Source organism: Microbulbifer sp. THAF38 (genome assembly GCF_009363535.1).
In the GTDB taxonomy this organism is placed as follows: Bacteria; Pseudomonadota; Gammaproteobacteria; order Pseudomonadales; family Cellvibrionaceae; genus Microbulbifer.
The window spans coordinates 2,569,171-2,586,736 of sequence record NZ_CP045369.1 but is presented as its reverse complement, the minus strand read 5'-3'; the positions used below and the strand labels follow the sequence as shown (position 1 = coordinate 2,586,736).

General features: G+C 50.5%; 15 protein-coding genes. 10 read left to right on the top strand and 5 right to left on the bottom strand.

What is annotated here, in order from left to right:
* The first annotated feature begins 326 nt into the window (after positions 1-326).
* The gene (locus tag FIU95_RS10950; protein WP_152453804.1) at positions 327-962 is read left to right on the top strand and encodes a hypothetical protein; all 636 of its coding nucleotides are present in this window, start codon (positions 327-329) and stop codon (positions 960-962) included.
* 183 nt (positions 963-1,145) lie between these two features.
* On the opposite strand, the gene csrA (FIU95_RS10945) is transcribed toward FIU95_RS10950, so the two are convergent.
* Positions 1,146-1,316, bottom strand: a complete 171-nt coding sequence (gene csrA / locus FIU95_RS10945; protein WP_152453803.1) for a carbon storage regulator CsrA — start codon at positions 1,314-1,316, stop codon at positions 1,146-1,148.
* A 755-nt stretch (positions 1,317-2,071) separates the two neighbouring features.
* Here csrA (FIU95_RS10945) and FIU95_RS10935 point away from each other — a divergent pair.
* The 4 genes from FIU95_RS10935 (at position 2,072) to FIU95_RS21150 (ending at position 4,814) form a co-directional block, all read left to right on the top strand.
* Complete coding sequence (locus FIU95_RS10935; protein ID WP_152453802.1) at positions 2,072-2,305, top strand: hypothetical protein; 234 nt, start codon at positions 2,072-2,074, stop codon at positions 2,303-2,305.
* Between the two features lie 797 nt (positions 2,306-3,102).
* Entirely contained in the window at positions 3,103-4,074 is a 972-nt protein-coding gene (locus FIU95_RS10930) for a 5'-nucleotidase (protein WP_152453801.1), read from the top strand.
* Positions 4,075-4,122: 48 nt separating this feature from the next.
* A complete protein-coding gene (locus tag FIU95_RS10925; RefSeq protein WP_152453800.1) occupies positions 4,123-4,656 on the top strand; it encodes a hypothetical protein in 534 nt (177 codons plus the stop codon).
* The gene (locus FIU95_RS21150) at positions 4,653-4,814 is read left to right on the top strand and encodes a hypothetical protein (RefSeq protein WP_172975380.1); all 162 of its coding nucleotides are present in this window, start codon (positions 4,653-4,655) and stop codon (positions 4,812-4,814) included. The genes FIU95_RS10925 and FIU95_RS21150 overlap by 4 nt, the downstream gene beginning before the upstream one ends.
* 204 nt (positions 4,815-5,018) lie before the next feature.
* On the opposite strand, the gene csrA (FIU95_RS10920) is transcribed toward FIU95_RS21150, so the two are convergent.
* Entirely contained in the window at positions 5,019-5,207 is a 189-nt protein-coding gene (gene csrA / locus FIU95_RS10920) for a carbon storage regulator CsrA (RefSeq protein WP_152453799.1), read from the bottom strand.
* A gap of 714 nt (positions 5,208-5,921) precedes the next feature.
* On the opposite strand from csrA (FIU95_RS10920), the gene FIU95_RS10915 reads away from it, so the two are divergent.
* Both FIU95_RS10915 and FIU95_RS10910 read left to right on the top strand, forming a co-directional pair.
* The gene (locus FIU95_RS10915; protein WP_152453798.1) at positions 5,922-6,383 is read left to right on the top strand and encodes a hypothetical protein; all 462 of its coding nucleotides are present in this window, start codon (positions 5,922-5,924) and stop codon (positions 6,381-6,383) included.
* 2 nt (positions 6,384-6,385) lie between these two features.
* Positions 6,386-6,619: a hypothetical protein gene (locus FIU95_RS10910; RefSeq protein ID WP_253868571.1), complete on the top strand. Its 234-nt coding sequence runs from the start codon at positions 6,386-6,388 to the stop codon at positions 6,617-6,619.
* Positions 6,620-7,033: 414 nt separating this feature from the next.
* On the opposite strand, the gene FIU95_RS10905 is transcribed toward FIU95_RS10910, so the two are convergent.
* The 3 genes from FIU95_RS10905 to murI form a co-directional block, all read right to left on the bottom strand.
* Positions 7,034-10,492, bottom strand: coding sequence for an exodeoxyribonuclease V subunit beta (locus tag FIU95_RS10905; RefSeq protein ID WP_152453797.1), 3,459 nt, complete (start codon positions 10,490-10,492; stop codon positions 7,034-7,036).
* A complete protein-coding gene (locus tag FIU95_RS10900) occupies positions 10,489-13,188 on the bottom strand; it encodes a PD-(D/E)XK nuclease family protein (RefSeq protein WP_152453796.1) in 2,700 nt (899 codons plus the stop codon). The genes FIU95_RS10905 and FIU95_RS10900 overlap by 4 nt, the downstream gene beginning before the upstream one ends.
* Before the next feature lie 82 nt (positions 13,189-13,270).
* On the bottom strand, positions 13,271-14,104 hold the full coding sequence (gene murI, locus FIU95_RS10895) for a glutamate racemase (protein WP_152453795.1): 834 nt from the start codon (positions 14,102-14,104) through the stop codon (positions 13,271-13,273).
* Between the two features lie 237 nt (positions 14,105-14,341).
* Here murI and FIU95_RS10890 point away from each other — a divergent pair, with 237 nt between their 5' ends.
* From FIU95_RS10890 to FIU95_RS10880, 3 genes are read left to right on the top strand one after another with little or no spacing between them, the layout of a single operon-like run.
* Positions 14,342-15,739, top strand: a complete 1,398-nt coding sequence (locus tag FIU95_RS10890; protein WP_152453794.1) for a DNA recombination protein RmuC — start codon at positions 14,342-14,344, stop codon at positions 15,737-15,739.
* 5 nt (positions 15,740-15,744) lie between these two features.
* On the top strand, positions 15,745-16,674 hold the full coding sequence (locus tag FIU95_RS10885) for an AEC family transporter (protein ID WP_152453793.1): 930 nt from the start codon (positions 15,745-15,747) through the stop codon (positions 16,672-16,674).
* Positions 16,674-17,138 carry a DUF2489 domain-containing protein gene (locus FIU95_RS10880; RefSeq protein ID WP_152453792.1) on the top strand — a complete coding sequence of 155 codons (465 nt, stop codon included), beginning with the start codon at positions 16,674-16,676 and terminating at the stop codon, positions 17,136-17,138. The genes FIU95_RS10885 and FIU95_RS10880 overlap by 1 nt, the downstream gene beginning before the upstream one ends.
* Positions 17,139-17,566 lie beyond the last annotated feature (428 nt).

Below are 17,566 nucleotides of genomic sequence, written 5' to 3'. Positions count from 1 at the left end.
GCGGAATAGGGAAGGGTGGGGGCTATCATTCCTGAGCTGGTATTTCACCATAACTTGTTGAATTTAAATCATTTTTGTAGGACTAATATCAATTCTCTAATCTGGCTTCTACTGCTCCGCTCGCCACTCTATTTGGTGGGTGTCCCGAATTGTTGACCTTATTTTTTAGGGCTAAAAAGGTTCCCAAACTACCGCCTATGCCGGAGGCAAGCATTTTGTGGAGGCAGATTTTAATAAGTGATTCTTGTGGATAAATATCAGATTGTAGATTAAAAATACGTACTTCTAAATTGATAAACCTATACCAATAAAAAGAGAGAATCTATATGAGTAATAAAGTTTATTTGTATGTCGCAAGCCTATTTTTCTTTATGTTGGTAGGCTGCGCTGCCCCCACCTATAAACCGAATTTAAATGAAGTTGGGGAAATATCAGACGATATCGCCCTCGTAGTGTTAACTCATGGAAGAAAGAACAAAGGAATAGGGGGTGTTTTTGTGAGCTATGATTTACTCCGCCTTGATGATAGTAATGTGCTAGAAAAAGTGGCTTTCCTGCAAGCCGAAAAAGTTCGTCTATATAGGCCCACGGGTGATTTAGATAAAGGTTACTATGGCTTTATGCATATATTGGAAGTTCCTGAAGGAATCTATTACTTATCGGGTCGTAGTGGACGCGGTTATAACTCAATGGTCGCGGGAGGCGGGATGTTTGTTTCGCTCCCAGATAGCAATGAAGAAACCCCAATTATGATGAAAATAGAGCTGGAGGGAGGAAAGCTAAACTACCTAGGAGAAATCGTAGCTTTGGATAAGCCGTTGATTAATGAGAATGTAGTACTTGCGAATAGATGGGATCGGGACGTCAATACTGCTAAAAAAATGATTCCAGGACTAGAAGAGTTTGAAGTGATCTACTACCAACCTCTGAAAGTGGATGCAGAGGAAACGAATAGTCCCTAGTTTTACCTTGAGTTCTACCTTACGTTCGCATGAAGCTCCCCATTCAGGTAGAAGCTGAGCAATGCATTAGTGCGATGACCACAGATATACATATCGCAGTCCAAAAGGTCGGCTACCGCAGGAGTGATAGCACAGGTGGTAGCCTCCTTCCATGGAGATCCTTTCTTCAATACCTTCCACTGTCTATTTTTTATTCATTTTTATGCGCACATAGATCTCTTCAGGATGAGTGAGAAGGGATTTGGGGGCGCGGATGCCTATCTTTATTTGATCGTCTTTCAATTCCAGCACTGTGATCGAGACATTCGTTCCAATTCTTAGATTCTCGCCTGTTCGGCGGTTTAGGATCAACATAATTTCTTCCTAGCGATACTCAAGCCATGGGTGGGCATTCCTTAGTGGGAAAACTTGTTAAGTGATACTTGGTGGAAGAGTGGGGCGTGGGGGTGGTGGGCGCAGAAAAGGAAAAGTCGGGTGCTAGGCTCCCAGAACTTGGGGAGTCGATCCAAGCTGATAAATGTACTTTTATATCAGAGTGTTTATGCCAGTTTAGTTAGCTGCCTCCTAGTATTTTGTTTGACCCTCCTTTTCAGTCAATAGCTTTGGCGGTTTATACTTGCTATTTAGTGGGTGTCCAGAATTACCAGTAGCCGGATGCGGGATTTCTGTTGATCCATAGGGTATTTCAATAGCGAGACGCCCTAGCAAGGTAAGCTATCGACAAAGGAGAATGGAATGAATGTCGAAGATCTATTTATGGCCCCAGAGGATTAATTTAGGCTGGGAAATTCCACTAGCCCAAGGTTAGATCATATCCGTCGACCGAAGGATATTGATACAACCGAAATTAATGGAATCTTAATAGTGATTGCAAATGGGAAAGGCATATCACTATCAACAAAGAGCAGGATTGAATCAACACCTATGTCGGGCTGGGTATGGAAGATCTCTAAAGGGACACCAGTTCCACCGGGTCTAAAATTACTTAATGATAGGCCCGGGCACTATAGTATCGCTCCAACAGCAAATATGCCCCTCGATGAATTCAAGGGGCTACTTTCAAAACTAGCATTGAAATGTCAGAATGTATTCAAAAAGCAGATTGCGTTATGACACATATAAAAGAAATGAACTCATCACTATGTGATTGGGAAGCCCGGATAATACTTGAAGCAATAACTCATGAAGCTGAGCGTTTAAAGTCTATTTGTGAAACTGAGGATGAAGTGGCAGATGCTGGGAATGATTATCTAGAAGTTATTGGCCTCAAGGAACGTTTAGAAAATCAAGCAATAGAAGTTTTTGGTCAACAAATTACCAATTTCAGTAGGGAACCACTTTAGCTCTAACAAGTTATTGTGCTGATGTATTGCCCTCAATGTTGCTTATCCGAGCAAGCATTAACAAAACTCAAGCCCTAACTATTTGGTTATGGCTCAGCAAAGAGCTAGATTTGGTAACTAAGGAAGGAGCCTCCTTCCTTGGAGAATTTGCCTCAACGCCATCCATTGCCTTCTTTTCGATACGCACACGGATCTCTTTACGATGGGTTGAGAGTGATTTGGTACGTTGATGCCTATCTTTTCTTGGTTGCTTTTCACTTCCAGTACAGCAATTAGGGCATTTGTTCGAGTTCAAAGGCTTTCGCCGGTTCAATGCTTTATGGTTAACTTATTTGCTTCCTTGTGATATTCAAGCCGTGGACGGATATCCCTTGTTGGGGCGTTTGTTAAGCAACGCTTTTCGGGTGGGGAATGGCTGCAACAATGCAGAGTAGGGGTCCGCAGGTGTTAGTCTTTCTGAGCTGGTATTTTACTATAACTTATTGAATCTAAAGGATTTTTATATGCTCAATGACAAGTTTTGACCTGGCTAATATTGCCTTGCTCGCCACTCTATTTGGTGGGTGTCCAGAACTGTTGAGTACACGCAGAATATAGAAAGATAAATACAAGATAACTGAGTTTTTTTAATTATTTATTTGGTTTTATATTTCTTGGTGCATCTATATTTTCTGTACAATTTCCCTGTTCAATTATGATTCTTGCCGGTTTATACTTTTATTAGTGGATGTCCATGGTTGCAGGTGCTGTTTCTACGGTTGCTGCGCAGGACATCTAATCAACCTGAAGGGTAGTTGATGCCGTATCCAATTGAAAGTAAGCTTGTGATAGCAGTATCGTCAAGTGCATTGTTTGACCTGTCAGAATCAAATGCCGTTTTTGAAAATCAAGGGCCAAAAGCCTACAAAGAATTTCAAGAAGCGAATCTGAATAATGTTCTTAAAAAAGGTGTTGCTTTTCCATTTATCCGACGGTTCCTTCAGATAAATCAGAGATTTAAAGCTGAACTCCCGGTTGAAGTAGTTTTATTGTCGAGAAATTCTGCTGCTACTGGCAAAAGGGTATTCCGCTCTATTAAACACTATGAGCTTGATATTTCTAGGGCTGCTTTTGTCGAAGGGAAGTCTCCTTATGAGTATGTTCCAGCGTTTAATGCATCACTCTTTCTTTCAGCAAACGAAGTGGATGTCCAAAATGCAATAGATGCAGGATTCCCTGCTGGTGTTGTATTGCCGAGTAAGATTGTAAACGATGATGGTGATGATGAGTTAAGAATCGCATTCGATTTTGATGGTGTGATTGCTGATGATGAGGCGGAAGCCATATTCAAAGATGGGGACTTACCAGAGTTTCATGAATATGAAGTAAAAAAGTCTGCAATTCCTCATCAACCGGGGCCACTGGCAGATTTATTTAAAAAGTTATCCTCTCTGCAAGAATTAGAGGATAGAGAGGTTGAAAGAGACCGAAACTATAAGCGTATACTTAGGACTGCGATTGTAACTGCCCGTAATGCACCTGCACATGAAAGGGTCATTACGACTCTTGAAGATTGGGGGGTAAGTGCTAATGAAATGTTCTTCTTAGGTGGGATGGTAAAAGAGAGGATATTAACCAGGCTTAAACCTCACATGTTTTTTGATGACCAAAGAAGTCACCTTAAATCAGATACTGGTGATATACCTATGGTGCATATTCCGTTTGGTATTGCTAATAACTCAGATCTTAAACACGAAAGTGCTGGTGACCAGCTAGAGTTGGTTCCCTAAAGCTGAATGATTATCATTAATCTCAGTAAGCATATTTAAGGAGGAAACATGCAGCCGTCACATGGGGAAACACTAGAACGGTATGATGTATTTCGAGCGCAAGCAAGAGATATAGCAAAAGAAAGCCTGCCCGGAAACCTGAAGGGCGTTCTAAATGTTGAAGGTATAGATCACAAAACCTTAAATGCTTTCCAGGCTTGGAAGGATATCGCTGAACGAAAGGTTTCATGGGATTGGGAATTTTCCCGGAGCTATAAGATTTTCTACCCGAAGTCATTCGATATGTCAGTTTGGTTAGGAAATACTCTATGTTCAATGTCCCTTGGTCGCCCTACATTCAAGGGCACCGAAATGCGTTTAGATTTTATAGAGAGAGCCCCTAAGAATTGTCCATACGCCGGTGAAATGTTCAGTATTTCTCTATTGGCGTATGAAATTTATGGGGATTTAATTGGTGCAAAGAAAATTCGCATCATGGAGCCTATGAATGACAAGCTCATAAAGTACTATATGTCTTATGGTGGGTTTAAATTGGTTGGTTCAAAGAAAGGCAATCCACATTATCTGGTAAGAGACTTATGAATGATAAAGAAAGATACGAACTAGCAAAAAAGAAAGCCGAAGAGAGGGCAAAAGAGTTGTTCAAGCCACTTCCTGAAGATATTAAGGAAGAGCTCGAAAAAGATAGTACTTTGGGCTCACCGGAAAACCTAATAGATCGTAGTGATGAAGAAGAATAGGTTGAAAAATGATCACAGTCTTCTGCGAACTAGTTATACTCCTTGTTCGATCCAATTTGTGTTGACTTTTACCTTTCTGTGGAGAGGTGACTTTTTGTAGTAGTGAAGAGGGCTGTATAATTTCACTGCTCCATACTTCGAAGATAACTATCTATTAATAGCGCCTTTATTGAGCTGGAGCCTCCTTCCTTGGAGAACCTCCTTTCAACCCCTTCCATTGCTTACTTTTCGTTCTCTCTCGATACGCACATAGATCTCTTCACGGTGGACGGGAAGAGATTTGGGGGCACGGATGCCTATCTTTACTTGATTTCCTTTCACTGCCAGCACTGTGACTGAGACATTGGTTCCAATTCTTAGGTTCTCGCCTGTTCGGCGCTTTAGGATCAACATGTTTGTTTCCTAGCGATACTCAAGCTGTGGGTGGGCATTCCTTGGTGGGGAAGCTTGGTAGGTGATACTTGGTGGATGAGTGGGGTGGGGCGCGGGGGCGGTGGGCGCAGAATAGGAAAAGGCGGGCGCTAGGCTCCCAGAGCTTGGGGAATCGCTCCAAGCTGCTGATTGTGCTCCACTTTATTGAAGACGAGCGGGTTTCTAGCGTAGTATGCATACAGCCATCTTGATAGGACTCTTATCAATTTGGTTAGCTGGCCCCTGGTGTTGCAGCACCTTGGGTCAGCGCCTTTTCTCTATTCTTACTTCTCGCTACCGTTCCCCTATTGAAGAGCTGGCTTTTTAGAAACTTTCTGGAGCTATCTTTAGGGTAGGCCTTACAGAATTTGCCTACCCACAGTTCAAAATTCTAATAGTTATCCGCCAATTCTACGCAGAATTGATGCTTAGAAAAACCTAATAAGTTTTAATAAGATATTTTTAACGCCGATATTTTCTATGTGTTTGTATAAGAACTATCAAATTTCTATTGTGTGGCCAGTGTTTTGTGACTTTCTTCTTTAGTCAAAACTCTCGAAGATTTATACTTCGGTTTGCTGAATGTGCAGGATCATCTTTGCGCTCTGCTCGCCAAGTATTGCATTTTATTACTAGTGCAAAGCGGAGAGGACTAAGCAAATCGAAAGTTTAAGAATACAAGGACAGTTTTAATCAATGAAAGAAGATGAGAAGGAAGATCAATTTTTTATTGATAAGCGAGAGCTAGGGGAGCTTTTTGACTCTAGCTTTGATTTGAATGTGAATCTATTTAGAGGAAGAAATCCTAATAATAGTGATCCAATCTTGTATCCAATTTTGAAGTCATTTCTTCTATCTAATGGCCGTGTTAGAAATGAAGATATCAAGACATACAGAAGGAATGGAGAACTATGGGTTGACTGTAAATCTGGTGGAATCTCACTATTTGATGCTAAGGGGTGTCCAGTTAAGTCCTGGGAATACTTCCTTCTATCACTCGATAATACCAAAATCCCTAAGGGGCTAGTGATTACGAAGGATGATTGGCATAAAAAGTTTAAGTGTTTTCATTACACGATTCGCCCAAATTGGGATATGCCGGTTACCAAATTTTGTATGTTGCTTGACAACCTAGCAGAATGTTTACAGAAGGTATGAACATGCTTGATATAGCCGATATTTTAAACTTGGTACGATTGAACGAACTCGAGTTACAAAAAATATATAAAGAATTAGAGTCTGAAGACGAAGAAACACGAAATAATGCTGGTGAAATTGTAATTCAGACTGAAAACCTGTCTAAAAAACTTAAACAAATGTATGAGGGCAAGAACCCCGACTACTCTGTTTATCCAAAATATGACGACTACATAGAATTAATTGGGAAAAGTTAACGAGTTAAGGTGTTGGAGAAAAGCAGCTGCTTTGCCGTATTTTTTTCCATGCTTAAAGACTTAACGTAAAAATCGATGTTGCGTTGTTTGATAAGAATCAGGCACTAGATGGATGGAGGCTCGAGAGTAGCCTCCATCCTTTGGGAGGGTGTTCAAAATTCTGTGTTCATCATTTGACTCCCTGCTTTTTGTTTTAAAGCTTTATCAGTATTTCTCTAGCGGAAGTGAGTAAAATTGACAAAGTTTGCAGATACTATATGGCTAATCTGCCACGGCTATTAGGCTGGCCAGTAACTCAGGTTTCTCTGGCGCACGATTCGAGTCAAATCTAATAGGCGTAGTTTTGGGGATAGCTTATCTCTTGTTACTTTATTGGAGGTGCAGGTACCAGCCCTGCACCATGCCTAGCGTCCCCTAATCCAACTCCGCCAACCTCTGCATCAACGGAAAATACAGCGCACACCGAATATTCCTCTCTCCCCGCGCATAAAAGAGCTTGCGGTAATTCTCCAGCTGATTCCGATACTGCTCCAGCTGAGCCGCAATAAACTCTTCTTGGCTTTCCTCACCACTGGGCTCTGCGGTTTTGTAATCGACAATCCAGCGGGTGCCTTCGTTATCGATAAAGGTGCGGTCCACAATGGAGCGCCGCAATTGTCGGCCGCCGCTATGAAGTTCCAGTTCGCAGGCGGATTCCCTTAGTGAGCCGTCTAATAGCCAACGGCCGGTTGGGCAGTTGAGGCTGTTGCGTACGGCGATTTCCACTTTCTCGGCGGCGCGGTCCAGGCTGGTGGCGGATAGCCCCAATTGTTTCAGGCGCAGTTGCCATAAGGGGCGTTGGGCTTTCAGTTTGCTGGGAGTCCAGTCGTTAATATTGGTCTCGGCAATGGTGGCGAGGGTTTCGTGGGCTATGGTGCCGGCGTGTTTCAACCAGCGTAGGGCTACCTGGCCCAGCTCGGGAATATTGTCCTCTTCCTCAGTTTTGGGTTGGTAGTCTGGCATGCGGTATTGGGCCAGCCATTCCTGCCGGGGCATGGCTTGGGGTTGCCATTGGCTGGGCAGGCGCAGTAGGTAGTCGTGATCTCTGCTGGCTTCGTCCTGGTTGAGCAGGGGTTCTTCCGCTTCCAGCCAGTGGCACCAGTCCCTTTCCTGATGGTGCAAAACACTGGGCCAAATGCCGGCGAGTAGGGCGGCGCTGCCGGGGGCTTTTAGGTGGCCCTTTTTTTCATCCCGGTTGATGCAGGCCAAAAGATGCAGTGAGCGGATGGCGCGGGTGCAGCCTACATACAACAGGCGCGTGCCTTCCAGGCGTTCGCGCTCGCTGTTGTCGTGCTTCAGGTATTCAAATACCGGGTCGCGGCCGCCACGCGCATTTTTGGGGGCGAGCAGGAAGCGGCTTTCGCCTTCGCGGTTGAGCCATTCGCTCCAGCGCAGTAGTTGGTCGCTGCCGGGTTTGCCGCCTTGGTCGAGGCCTGGGATCAGTACGTGCTCGAACTCCAGCCCTTTGGATTTGTGAATGGTCATCACCTGCACTTTGGCATCCTGGGCGGGGCGGGCGTAGAGCTGCTCCAGGGCCAGGGTGAACTGTTGCCAGTCAGTAATGGCTCCGCCGGTATCGAAGGCTTCTAATAATTGCAGAAAGTCCTGCACATTATTCAGGTCAGATTTTTGCGCTACGGTGGCGGGGCCGCCCAGTTCCAGCCAGAGGCCTTCAATCCAGGTGCGCAGGGGTTTGCGGCCGCGGTGTTGCCAGGCGTGCAGCAGTTTGGGAGCCACTTGGGCCAGGCGTGTTTGCCCTTCATCGCTGAGCAGGGCGATATCGTCTACTTCCTGCAAGGCCATTAATAGTGGGCGTGCGCTGGTATCGGTTACGGTGATATCCCCATTGCCCCAGTTGGCCAGGGTGTAAAGGTCTGGCAGTTGCAGTCCGCACCAGGGGGCGCGGAGTACGGCCAGCCAGCTGATTCGGTCGCTGGGATCGAGCAGGGCGCGGGTGAGGCTGAGTAAATCCAGCACCACCATTTTACTGGCGAGCGGTGCTAGCTCTGGGGCCTGGAAGGCGATATTGGCAGTACTTAGGGCCGGCAGAATCTTTTGTAGATGCTTTTTCTTGCGCACCAGAATAGCGATGCGGCTTTCCGGATCTTGCGCTTGTAATTGCTGCACCAGTTCAACCGCTTGGGTGGCTTCGCGGTTGCGGTCTTCGTCATCGATGCAGCCATAGAAATTCACCGAGGGCTCGGCCCATTTACTGCCTTTAAACGCTTCGGATTGCAGATAGCGCACGGCGCCGCGCCCGATATTGTCCGCTTGCGGGAAGGCCCTTTGGAAAGTCTCGTTGACCCAGTTCACCACTGCGCTTTCGGAGCGGAAATTTACCTGGAGGTCGAGGGTTTCCAGGGGCACTTCACCGATACCGCGTTCGCGCGCATCCAGGAAAATACCCACGTTGGCATTGCGGAAGCCGTAACAGGATTGCATGCCGTCGCCGACAATAAATAAGGTGCGGCCGTCTCTCTGCTGCCAGCCGGCAGTGAGTTTTTCCAGCAGTTGTAGCTGGGTGTGGGAGGTGTCCTGGAACTCGTCCACCAGAATATGCTGGGTTTGCAGGTCTAGTTTTAGAGCCAGGTCTGTGGGGTTATCGCTATCGCCCAGGGCGATCAGTGCAGCTTGAGCCACTTCGGTATAGTCGGTGGCGCCCAGCTGCTGGAAGACCAATTTTAATTCGGCGACCAATTTGGGCAGTACCTGGGCGAGCCCTTGCAACAGTTGCCACTGGCTCTGTTGCAGTCCGCTGGGGAGCTTGCCCACTTCCCGCAGTGCGGAGAGCAGCGGTTCGTTGCCGGACAGTTCTGCCAGCAGGTCTTTCATGCGCTGCTTGTATTCTTCGGCGATGGGGCGCTCGGGATCTTTTTTATCCGGCAGGCCAAAGCCGAGTTTTTTATTGATGCCGCCGCCTTTGCGCAGATCACCAGTGGTGGTGAGGAGCAGGCTACCTAGGGCGAGCCAGGCGGGCAGGCCGCTGCTGTCTGTGCTGGGGAAATCGTCCAGTTCGGCGAAGAGGCACAGGCCGTGGCTGGGGTTTTCCTTTTGTAAGTTGCTGCCGGCATAACTGGCCAGCTCCAGCAGTTCCCCGGCGTAGCTGCCGAGGGCTGTGGTGAGGTCTTGCAGCTTTTCTGCTACCAATTCGTCGATGACAAAATGAAAATAATCCTGGGCGCCGTCAAAGTTGACGCTCAAAAGTGGGCCGAGCCATTGCTCGCGCTTGTCCAATAAAATACGCAGCAGCTTATTGAGTTGGCCCAGGTCGTTGTCCAGATGGAGCAGCAGTTGCTGTAGGTCTGCGTCTGGGGTTTCGCCATCGAGGTGTTTGAGCAGGTTCACCACGGCCAGTTCGAAGGCGATTTGGGTGCGCTCCAGGGGTTCACCCGGTGCGCCCAGGCCGCTCTCGATCGGCAGTTGGCTGGCAAGGCTGCGGCAGAGGCCGTCGATGGTTTGAATACGCAGGCGCTGGGGTGTTTGCAGCAGTTCCCATTCCAGTTCGCGATCCCGCTCCAGCAGGGCGCGGGCTAAATCCCAGGTGATGGCATCGTGGGGGTTGTCTGGCCGGGCTTGGTCGCGGGCACTGTGCAGGGCGTCGATGAGGCGCTCGCGCATTTCACCGGCGGCTTTGCGGGTGAAGGTAATGGCCAGCACCTCTTCCGGTTGCTGGCAGGCGGCGAGCAACTTTAATACGCGCTGGGTGAGCAGGCCGGTTTTACCGGAGCCCGCCGGGGCAGAAACGGCAAAGCTGCGACTGATATCCAGGGCTTGGCTGCGGGCGTTGGCATCGATGGGGCGGCGCAGGGTGGGAGTGGTCACGACTTCGTTCATTCGGTTATTTGTTCCCTTTCCGGCCAGCGGTTTAGGGGCCAGAGTTCACTGTTGTTATCGGTGGGGCGATCAAAGGCGAGGGTGGCTACGCCACTGCGATATTCGGTGGCGAGGGATTCCAGGCTGTAGCGCCAGTGCTCCACCAGATTGCTCCAGGAGCCGTAGGGGGATTCTTTTTCGGTATCGCCCACGGCTTTAATGCCGGTGATGGGGTGCTCCAGGTCTCCGCAACCATTCCATTTGCTGTCGCCGTTGCGCACCTGGCCGAAGGTGATGGCGTGGGCCTCTGGTTGGAATAGGGCGTAGAGTGGCAGCTGGGGTTCGCGGATGCGCTGGGTAAGCCAGTCGCGAATACTGGGAATACCAGTTTTGTAATCGATTACCAGTTGCTCGCCGCTGGCGAGTTGGTCCAGTCGGTCCAGGCGCAGGTTAAAGTGCAGTCCGCCGATTTCCACGGCTTGTTCCCATTCGACTTTTTCTACGGAGAAATTGGGCCTGTCCAGTTCGACGGATAGCCATTGTTGCAGCAGACGCTCCAGGCGCTGCTTTTCCATAGCCCAAAATCCGATCGGCAGGTGATTATATTTTTTGCGCACACTGCCGAGGGAGCGCTCCACCGCGCGTTCGATTTGCGCTTGGCGTTGCTCGTCGTTCATGGCTTGCAGTTGTGTGAGGGTGCCGCACTGTTGCCAGAATTCCGCCAGCACCTGGTGCACCACATTACCGCGCTCGGCGGGGCCGAGGCCGATATCCGGTTGGGTAAAACTGCTGGCGCCGAGGCGGAAGCGCAACTGCGCATTTAACGGGGACAGGGCCTGGGCCTTGAGTACCGAGGCACCGCCGCGCACCCGTTCGCATTCGGCGGGGGTAAGTGGCGGTAGCTTTTTGTCTTCGATTTTTTCCAGTTGGCAGGCTTGCGCCAGTTGGCTGTAATGATGGTGCAGGGCGCCTTCGGCAAAGTGCTGGGCATGTTGCGGGCTTTCAAACAAGCTGCTCAGCCCCTGCTGCACACCGTCTTCTTCACAGGTGTAACTCACGACGACATCGCCGCTGGCATTCTGCAGGTCGGCGGTGAGTTCGCGGGCCAGTTCCAATTCCCGCTCGGCGCTGGCGCGGGGCATTTTCCAGTGTTTTTGCCATTGAATCGGCAGCAGCGGATTGGGTGCCGGTGCCGGCGGCCACTGTTGTTGGCCGAAGCCGACCAGGCGCAGGTGATCGAAGGCGAGGCCTCCGGCTTCCAGTACCCCGAGAATTTGCAGGGGGCCATCGCGGGTTTCCGCCTGGAAGGGGGTGCGGCTGGCAATCTGACGCAGCAATTGCAGGGCCTGGGTCAGAGTAAGGTTGCCACCACAGGCGCTGAGTGCGGCGAACTCTTCCAGGATGGATTCCCACTGCATCAGCTGCTGGTATTCCTGGCTGTCCGGGTTGCGGTTGCCGGGCCAATTTAATGCGATAAGTGTTTCGGAAAAACGCGCGGCCCAAATTTCTGCGGGGGCTCGCTGCCAGCGGCGGGCGCGCTCGGCCATTTGTTCCAACTGGCGGGGCAGTTGTGGCGATTCCAAGTGGAGCACTTCTGCGGTGCGCTCGGCCCAATAGCGCAGGGTTGCGCCGTCGATGCGGCGCAGTTCCAGTTTTTGTAGGCGGCGGAATAGTGCACTGCGCAGCCAGGTATCACTGTCGTCGCCCCAGAAAGGGCTGAACAGGATATTTTGCAATTGGGGATAGTCCCATTCGTCTTGCAGTAGCGATAGCAATTGCAGGGCGGCGCTGCCGACCGGTGTCTGCGCCAGGGGCGTACCGGCAGAGAAGTTAAACGGCAGTGTGTAGCGCGGTTGCTGCGGGTCCAGGTATTGGGGTTCGAGCACGCGGGAAAATACCGCTTCCACCTGGGCGCGACATTGGCCGAGATTGTTCACGACTATGCCGACGCTGTGGCCGGGATTTTCGGCGAGCTTTTGTCCGGCCCAAAGAGCTGCTTGGTAGAGTTCTTCATCCAAATCGGCGCAGGCGGCTACGGATAGTTCGCTCTGCTGGGTGAGTCCCGGCCTTTCATTTACAGCTGCGGCACCTGCGTGAATCAGGGCATTGGCGAGGGGCGAAATCTGGGCAAAACCGGCGGTATCAATTTGCGCGACGGGTTCCAGAATGCCTTCCTGGAATGCGCGCAGGATCAATTGATCGCGCTGGTCTGGCGTGATGGCGCTGTGGGCCTGAAGCTCAGTGGCAAAGGCTTTGATCATGGCGCACAACGGCAGTTCGTCGCTGCGCATAGAGAGTGCGAACTGTTCCAGTAGGGGAGTTAGCGCTTCATCTATTTGTGAAAGATCAGAGATCAGCTGCCATTGGAGCAGCTGCGCCAGGGCGCTATCGGCATCCCGGCACAACTGCTGGCTGTTGAGCAGTTGCCGGTCCAGGGATTCATCCAGGGCGCGCTGCCAGAGTAACTGCCGCTGTTCGCGATTCAATACCTGCTGCAAGGCGGGCTGCCAGTTGCGCTGTTGCAGCTGGAACCAGAGTTTGTCTAGCCAGCTGCGCAGGGATTCCACCGGCGGCGGCATCCAGCAGGCACCGGGCGACTGCTGCGCGGCAAACACCTGTTGGCAGCGGTTGCGCAGACGGTTGTTGGGGGTGAGCAGCAGTCCTCCGGGGGGCAGCTGCGCAAATATTTCGAGAGCGGGAAATGCCGGCTTCAGCATGAATTCGGGTACCGGTTAGGGCTTGTTATTCGGGGAACGGTCGCGGTTTGTGACGGAGCTGTCAACCTTGATTTTGGCGGCCCTAGGGGCTCGACACGAGAGGTTCGGCAATCGGGGCGAATTCGCGGAAGGCGAGTTCGATATTTCCTGTTTGGTCAGCGCTGCTGGTAATCAGGCGGCCGGTGCCTGGGGCATCTGGCAGTACGAGTTTGAGTTCTTCCAGCCACCAGCGCACGCGCCGGGCGATGGCTTCGCCGGAATCCAGCCACTGGATCGAACGCGGGGCGAACTGATCCAGCTCTTCACGCAGCAGGGGAAAGTGGGTGCAGGCCAATACGGCTATATCCACCTGATCGCCTCCGGCGGTGTGGAATACCCGGTGTAATACCGGCTCCAAATCCTTTGCGGTGATGGCTTCTCCACGCAACTTGCTCTCTGCCAGGTGCACCAGCTCAGGCGCGGGCACATTGATCACCCGGTTGCCATTGGCAAATTGTTCGATCAGTTCGCGGGTGTAGCGGCGGTTAACGGTGCCCTCGGTGGCAATCAGGGCGATAGTGCGTGTGCGGCTGGCGGCCGCGGCGGGTTTGACTGCGGGCACAACGCCCACTACGGGTTTATCTAGAGATTCACGCAGCTGGGGCAGGGCCAGGGTGCTGGCGGTATTGCAGCCCACCACTAAAATATCGGCACTGCAGTGCTCCATCATGGCTTGGGCTTGCTCGACAATCCGGGGGCGCAGCTCCTCTTCGCTTTTATTGCCGTAAGGGTAAAAGCCGTTGTCCACACCCAGGTGCAAGGTCAGGCCCGGCATCAGGCGGCGGATTTCCCGCGCAATGCTGATGGCACCCACGCCGGAATCAAAGATCAGGGCGCTGGGGGCTGGGCTGTCTGGGTGGGCGCTGTGTTTGTGCATGCGTTCAGGAGTACCAACATCGAAACCAATCCTCCAAGAATACCCTAAAACCCTTTGTAAGTTACTGCTGCGCCACGGATCTCAATGGGACGCATTGGGGTTAAGGGTACTTTCCCTGGCCAAGCTGTTAGAATGGCCGCCTCACCCACGGCTAGTAGTGGGTATGTCGATTGCGGGCGCTTGGTCTGAGCAGAAGCCTGCTTCACACTTCTATTCCGGGTCTGGGAGTACCTCTATATGCCAGCGTTCCCGCTGCAACTAAATGCCGATCACGCGCTATTGGCGGCTGTCGCCTTGTTGGTTTTGCTGGGTTTTGCCTTTTGGGTGGGCCGTTCTGCTGGGCGCCGCCGTATCCTGCAAGCGCAAACGACGCAGCAAGAAGCATTAGCAGCGCAGCAGGTGATACAGGCACGCCTGGATAACAGCCGCGAGCGGGAATCTCAGTTGAGTGAAGAGGTAGATTCTTTGCGAAGTGAGCTGGCGGCTAAATTACAGCAGCTCACCCGCAGCCAGGTGCTGGTAGAAAAAGGTGAGCAGGCCCTGGCAGAGCAGCGCAAGTTGATGGAGCAGATGCGCGTTGCCATGGGGGAACAGTTCGAGAATCTGGCCAACCGGATTTTCGAGGAGAAGCAGCAGAGTTTTGTTCGCCGCAGCGAAGATAGCCTGCGCAAGAGCCTCGACCCGCTGGAGCGCCAGCTAGGGGATTTCCGCAAGCGGGTAGAGCATGTCTACGATCGCGAAAATGCCGAGCGCAACAGCCTGCTTGGGCAGATAAAAGCCCTGCGCGAGCAAACCCAGCGCATCAGCGACGAAGCCCTGAACCTGACTTCGGCCTTGAAAGGAGACCGCAAGATCCAAGGTAACTGGGGGGAGGTGGTACTGGAGCGGTTGCTGGAAGAATCCGGCCTGCAAAAGGGCCGTGAATACGAAACCCAGGTAACTCTCACCAGTGATGGCCGCAGGCGTCAGCCGGATGTGATTGTGCGCCTGCCGGAAAACAAAGACCTGATTATCGATTCCAAGGTCTCCCTGGTGGATTACGAGCGCTACAGCTCGGCAGAGTCCGACGAGGAGCGCACCCAGGCCCTGAAGCAGCATGTGAACTCCCTGCGCGCCCATATCACCGGCCTTAACAAGAAAGCCTACGAGCAGCTGGAGGGTGTGCGCACCCTGGATTTCGTCTTTATCTTCGTGCCCATCGAAGCCGCGTATATGCTGGCCATGCAGGCGGACCCGGATCTGTTCCGTTTCGCATATGAGAAGCAAATTGTCTTGGTGAGCCCAACCAGCCTTATGGCGACACTCCGCACGGTCGAGAATATCTGGCGCTACGAGAAACAAAACAAGAACGCAGAAAAAATCGCCGACGAGGCCGGCAAACTGCACGACCAGTTTGCTATGGTGCTGGAGTCACTGGACGTTCTTGGTGACCGTCTGCGCCAGGCGGATGACGCTTACCAGCAGACGTACAAGCGATTGGCGACAGGCCGTGGTAATGCGGTGAAGCGAATTGATAGCTTGCGTAAGCTTGGCGCCAAGACCCGCAAGCAAATTTCTGCTCAGGTGCGCGAGAAATCTGATGACTCTGGACAATTGGCACTTCCTCAGGAAGAGGGAGTTGCTGCGGAAGATTAATCCCCATGGAAAATATTGCCTTTGCCTTGTTGGTTACTGGCCCGATCTTTTTGATGATTATCGGTGGTTACCTGTTAACCAGGCAGGGCATGCTGCACAAGTCGTTCATCGATGATGCAACGGTGTTGGTCTTCAACGTGATGTTGCCAGCGCTGCTGTTCGACAGTATTTACTCTTCGAATGCAAAGCCCGCAGATGAGATTCCTCTTTTAACAGCGGGAATTTTGGGTACCTTTGCGATAGTCCCCATATCTTGGCTGATGGCTCGGCCTATAGCTGTGAAGGATCGCAGTGCGTTTATTCAGGGGGCATTTCGCGGAAACGTTGCCATTGTGGGGCTTGCTTGGGTGGAGAAGGCCTTTGGTGAGTCGGGGGTTTCGCACTCTGCAGTACTGGTTGCTGCGCTGACGATCCAGTTCAATGTATTTGCGGTAATACTGTTTGTTTTTTACAACGAAGAAAAGAAGTTTAGCTTTGGTTTGCTGCTGAAGGAACTGGCAAAGAACCCATTAATCATCGGGGTATTCCTGGCAATTTTTTGCCGAGTGCTGAATATCAAACTCCCACAAATGGTACTTGATACCGTTAAAATACTGGGTTCAGCGAGCTTGCCAATGGGGCTGATTTGTATCGGTGCGAGTATGAAGTTGGGGCAGCTGCTGCGTAGTTCGCCAACAGCGCTGACGTCTTCAGTGCTCAAGCTGTTTGGAGTGCCGATACTCTCAGTGCTGATAGGCTGGGCTATGGGTATGAGCCCAACTTACTTGGGATATCTGATGTTGATTACAGGCTCGCCCTGTGCAATATCGGCTTTTGTGATGGCCCACACCATGGGTGGCAATAGCCAACTGGCGGCCAATATTGTTGGCCTCAGTACAGTGCTTTCTGTTATTTCGGCCAGCATCGGGCTGGCGTTACTTAAGGTGTATATTTGATGACGATGTTTCCCACTTGGCTGCTGGTTGTTGCAGCTCTGATTATCTTCTCCCTGGCGATTGTAGCTGGCTATTATCTGCGTAAATTATCGATTGCGCAGAAGAAGCAGGCCGAACAACTGGCGGAGCTAGAGCAAGCCGCAGAAGATCAGCGAGAAAGAGTAAACGACAGCATCCAGATTATCGCGCGTTCCCTATTGGATGATGGGGTAGGGCTTACTGAAGCCTCAATTCGTATTCGCGTACTCCTGGATGCGCTTCAAGTGGGAGATAGCGTGCGTGAAGAGTTTGTCGCTTTCTACACCATCGCAGAAAAAACCAGCCATATTCCAATTTTAAAAGAATGGAAAGCACTCCCGCGGAAAGAACAGTTCCAATATGAGCTGGAGATGGCGCAGGTGGAAGCGGACTATAAAGATTTCGCCCTAGATGCAGCTAAGCGTATTTTGGGTCGTACTTTTTGAACTCAAAAACTGACAAGTGATTCCTTATTGAAAAGTACTCAGCGAGAAGAAATCTGCTCGCTGAGATTAGGGGAAGCCTTTCCCTTTAAGCAAGCCTGAACTTCCTCTCGGATTAATTTTTTATTAAATCTCATATTTATGAAAATATATCCCAATTAATTCAGCTGCTATTAATTGTAAAAGCTAGCGTAGATATGCTTATAAGTTGACATCTAGCCGGCTTTTTAGCCTAATCCCGCTCAAGGTATCTAAAGCCAAAAACAGTTTCGTCTGTTAGCATCACTTGGAAGTGGGCTAACTCATTGATTTTTAATGAAATTGGCAGATTTATCAAAAGTAAAGGAAGCGGATGTCTCTAGAGCCGATGTTATCTGTCTGCCTGGTTACTCTTTCGTCAATAGCTTTCATTTGCTGAAGGGGTTTCCTTT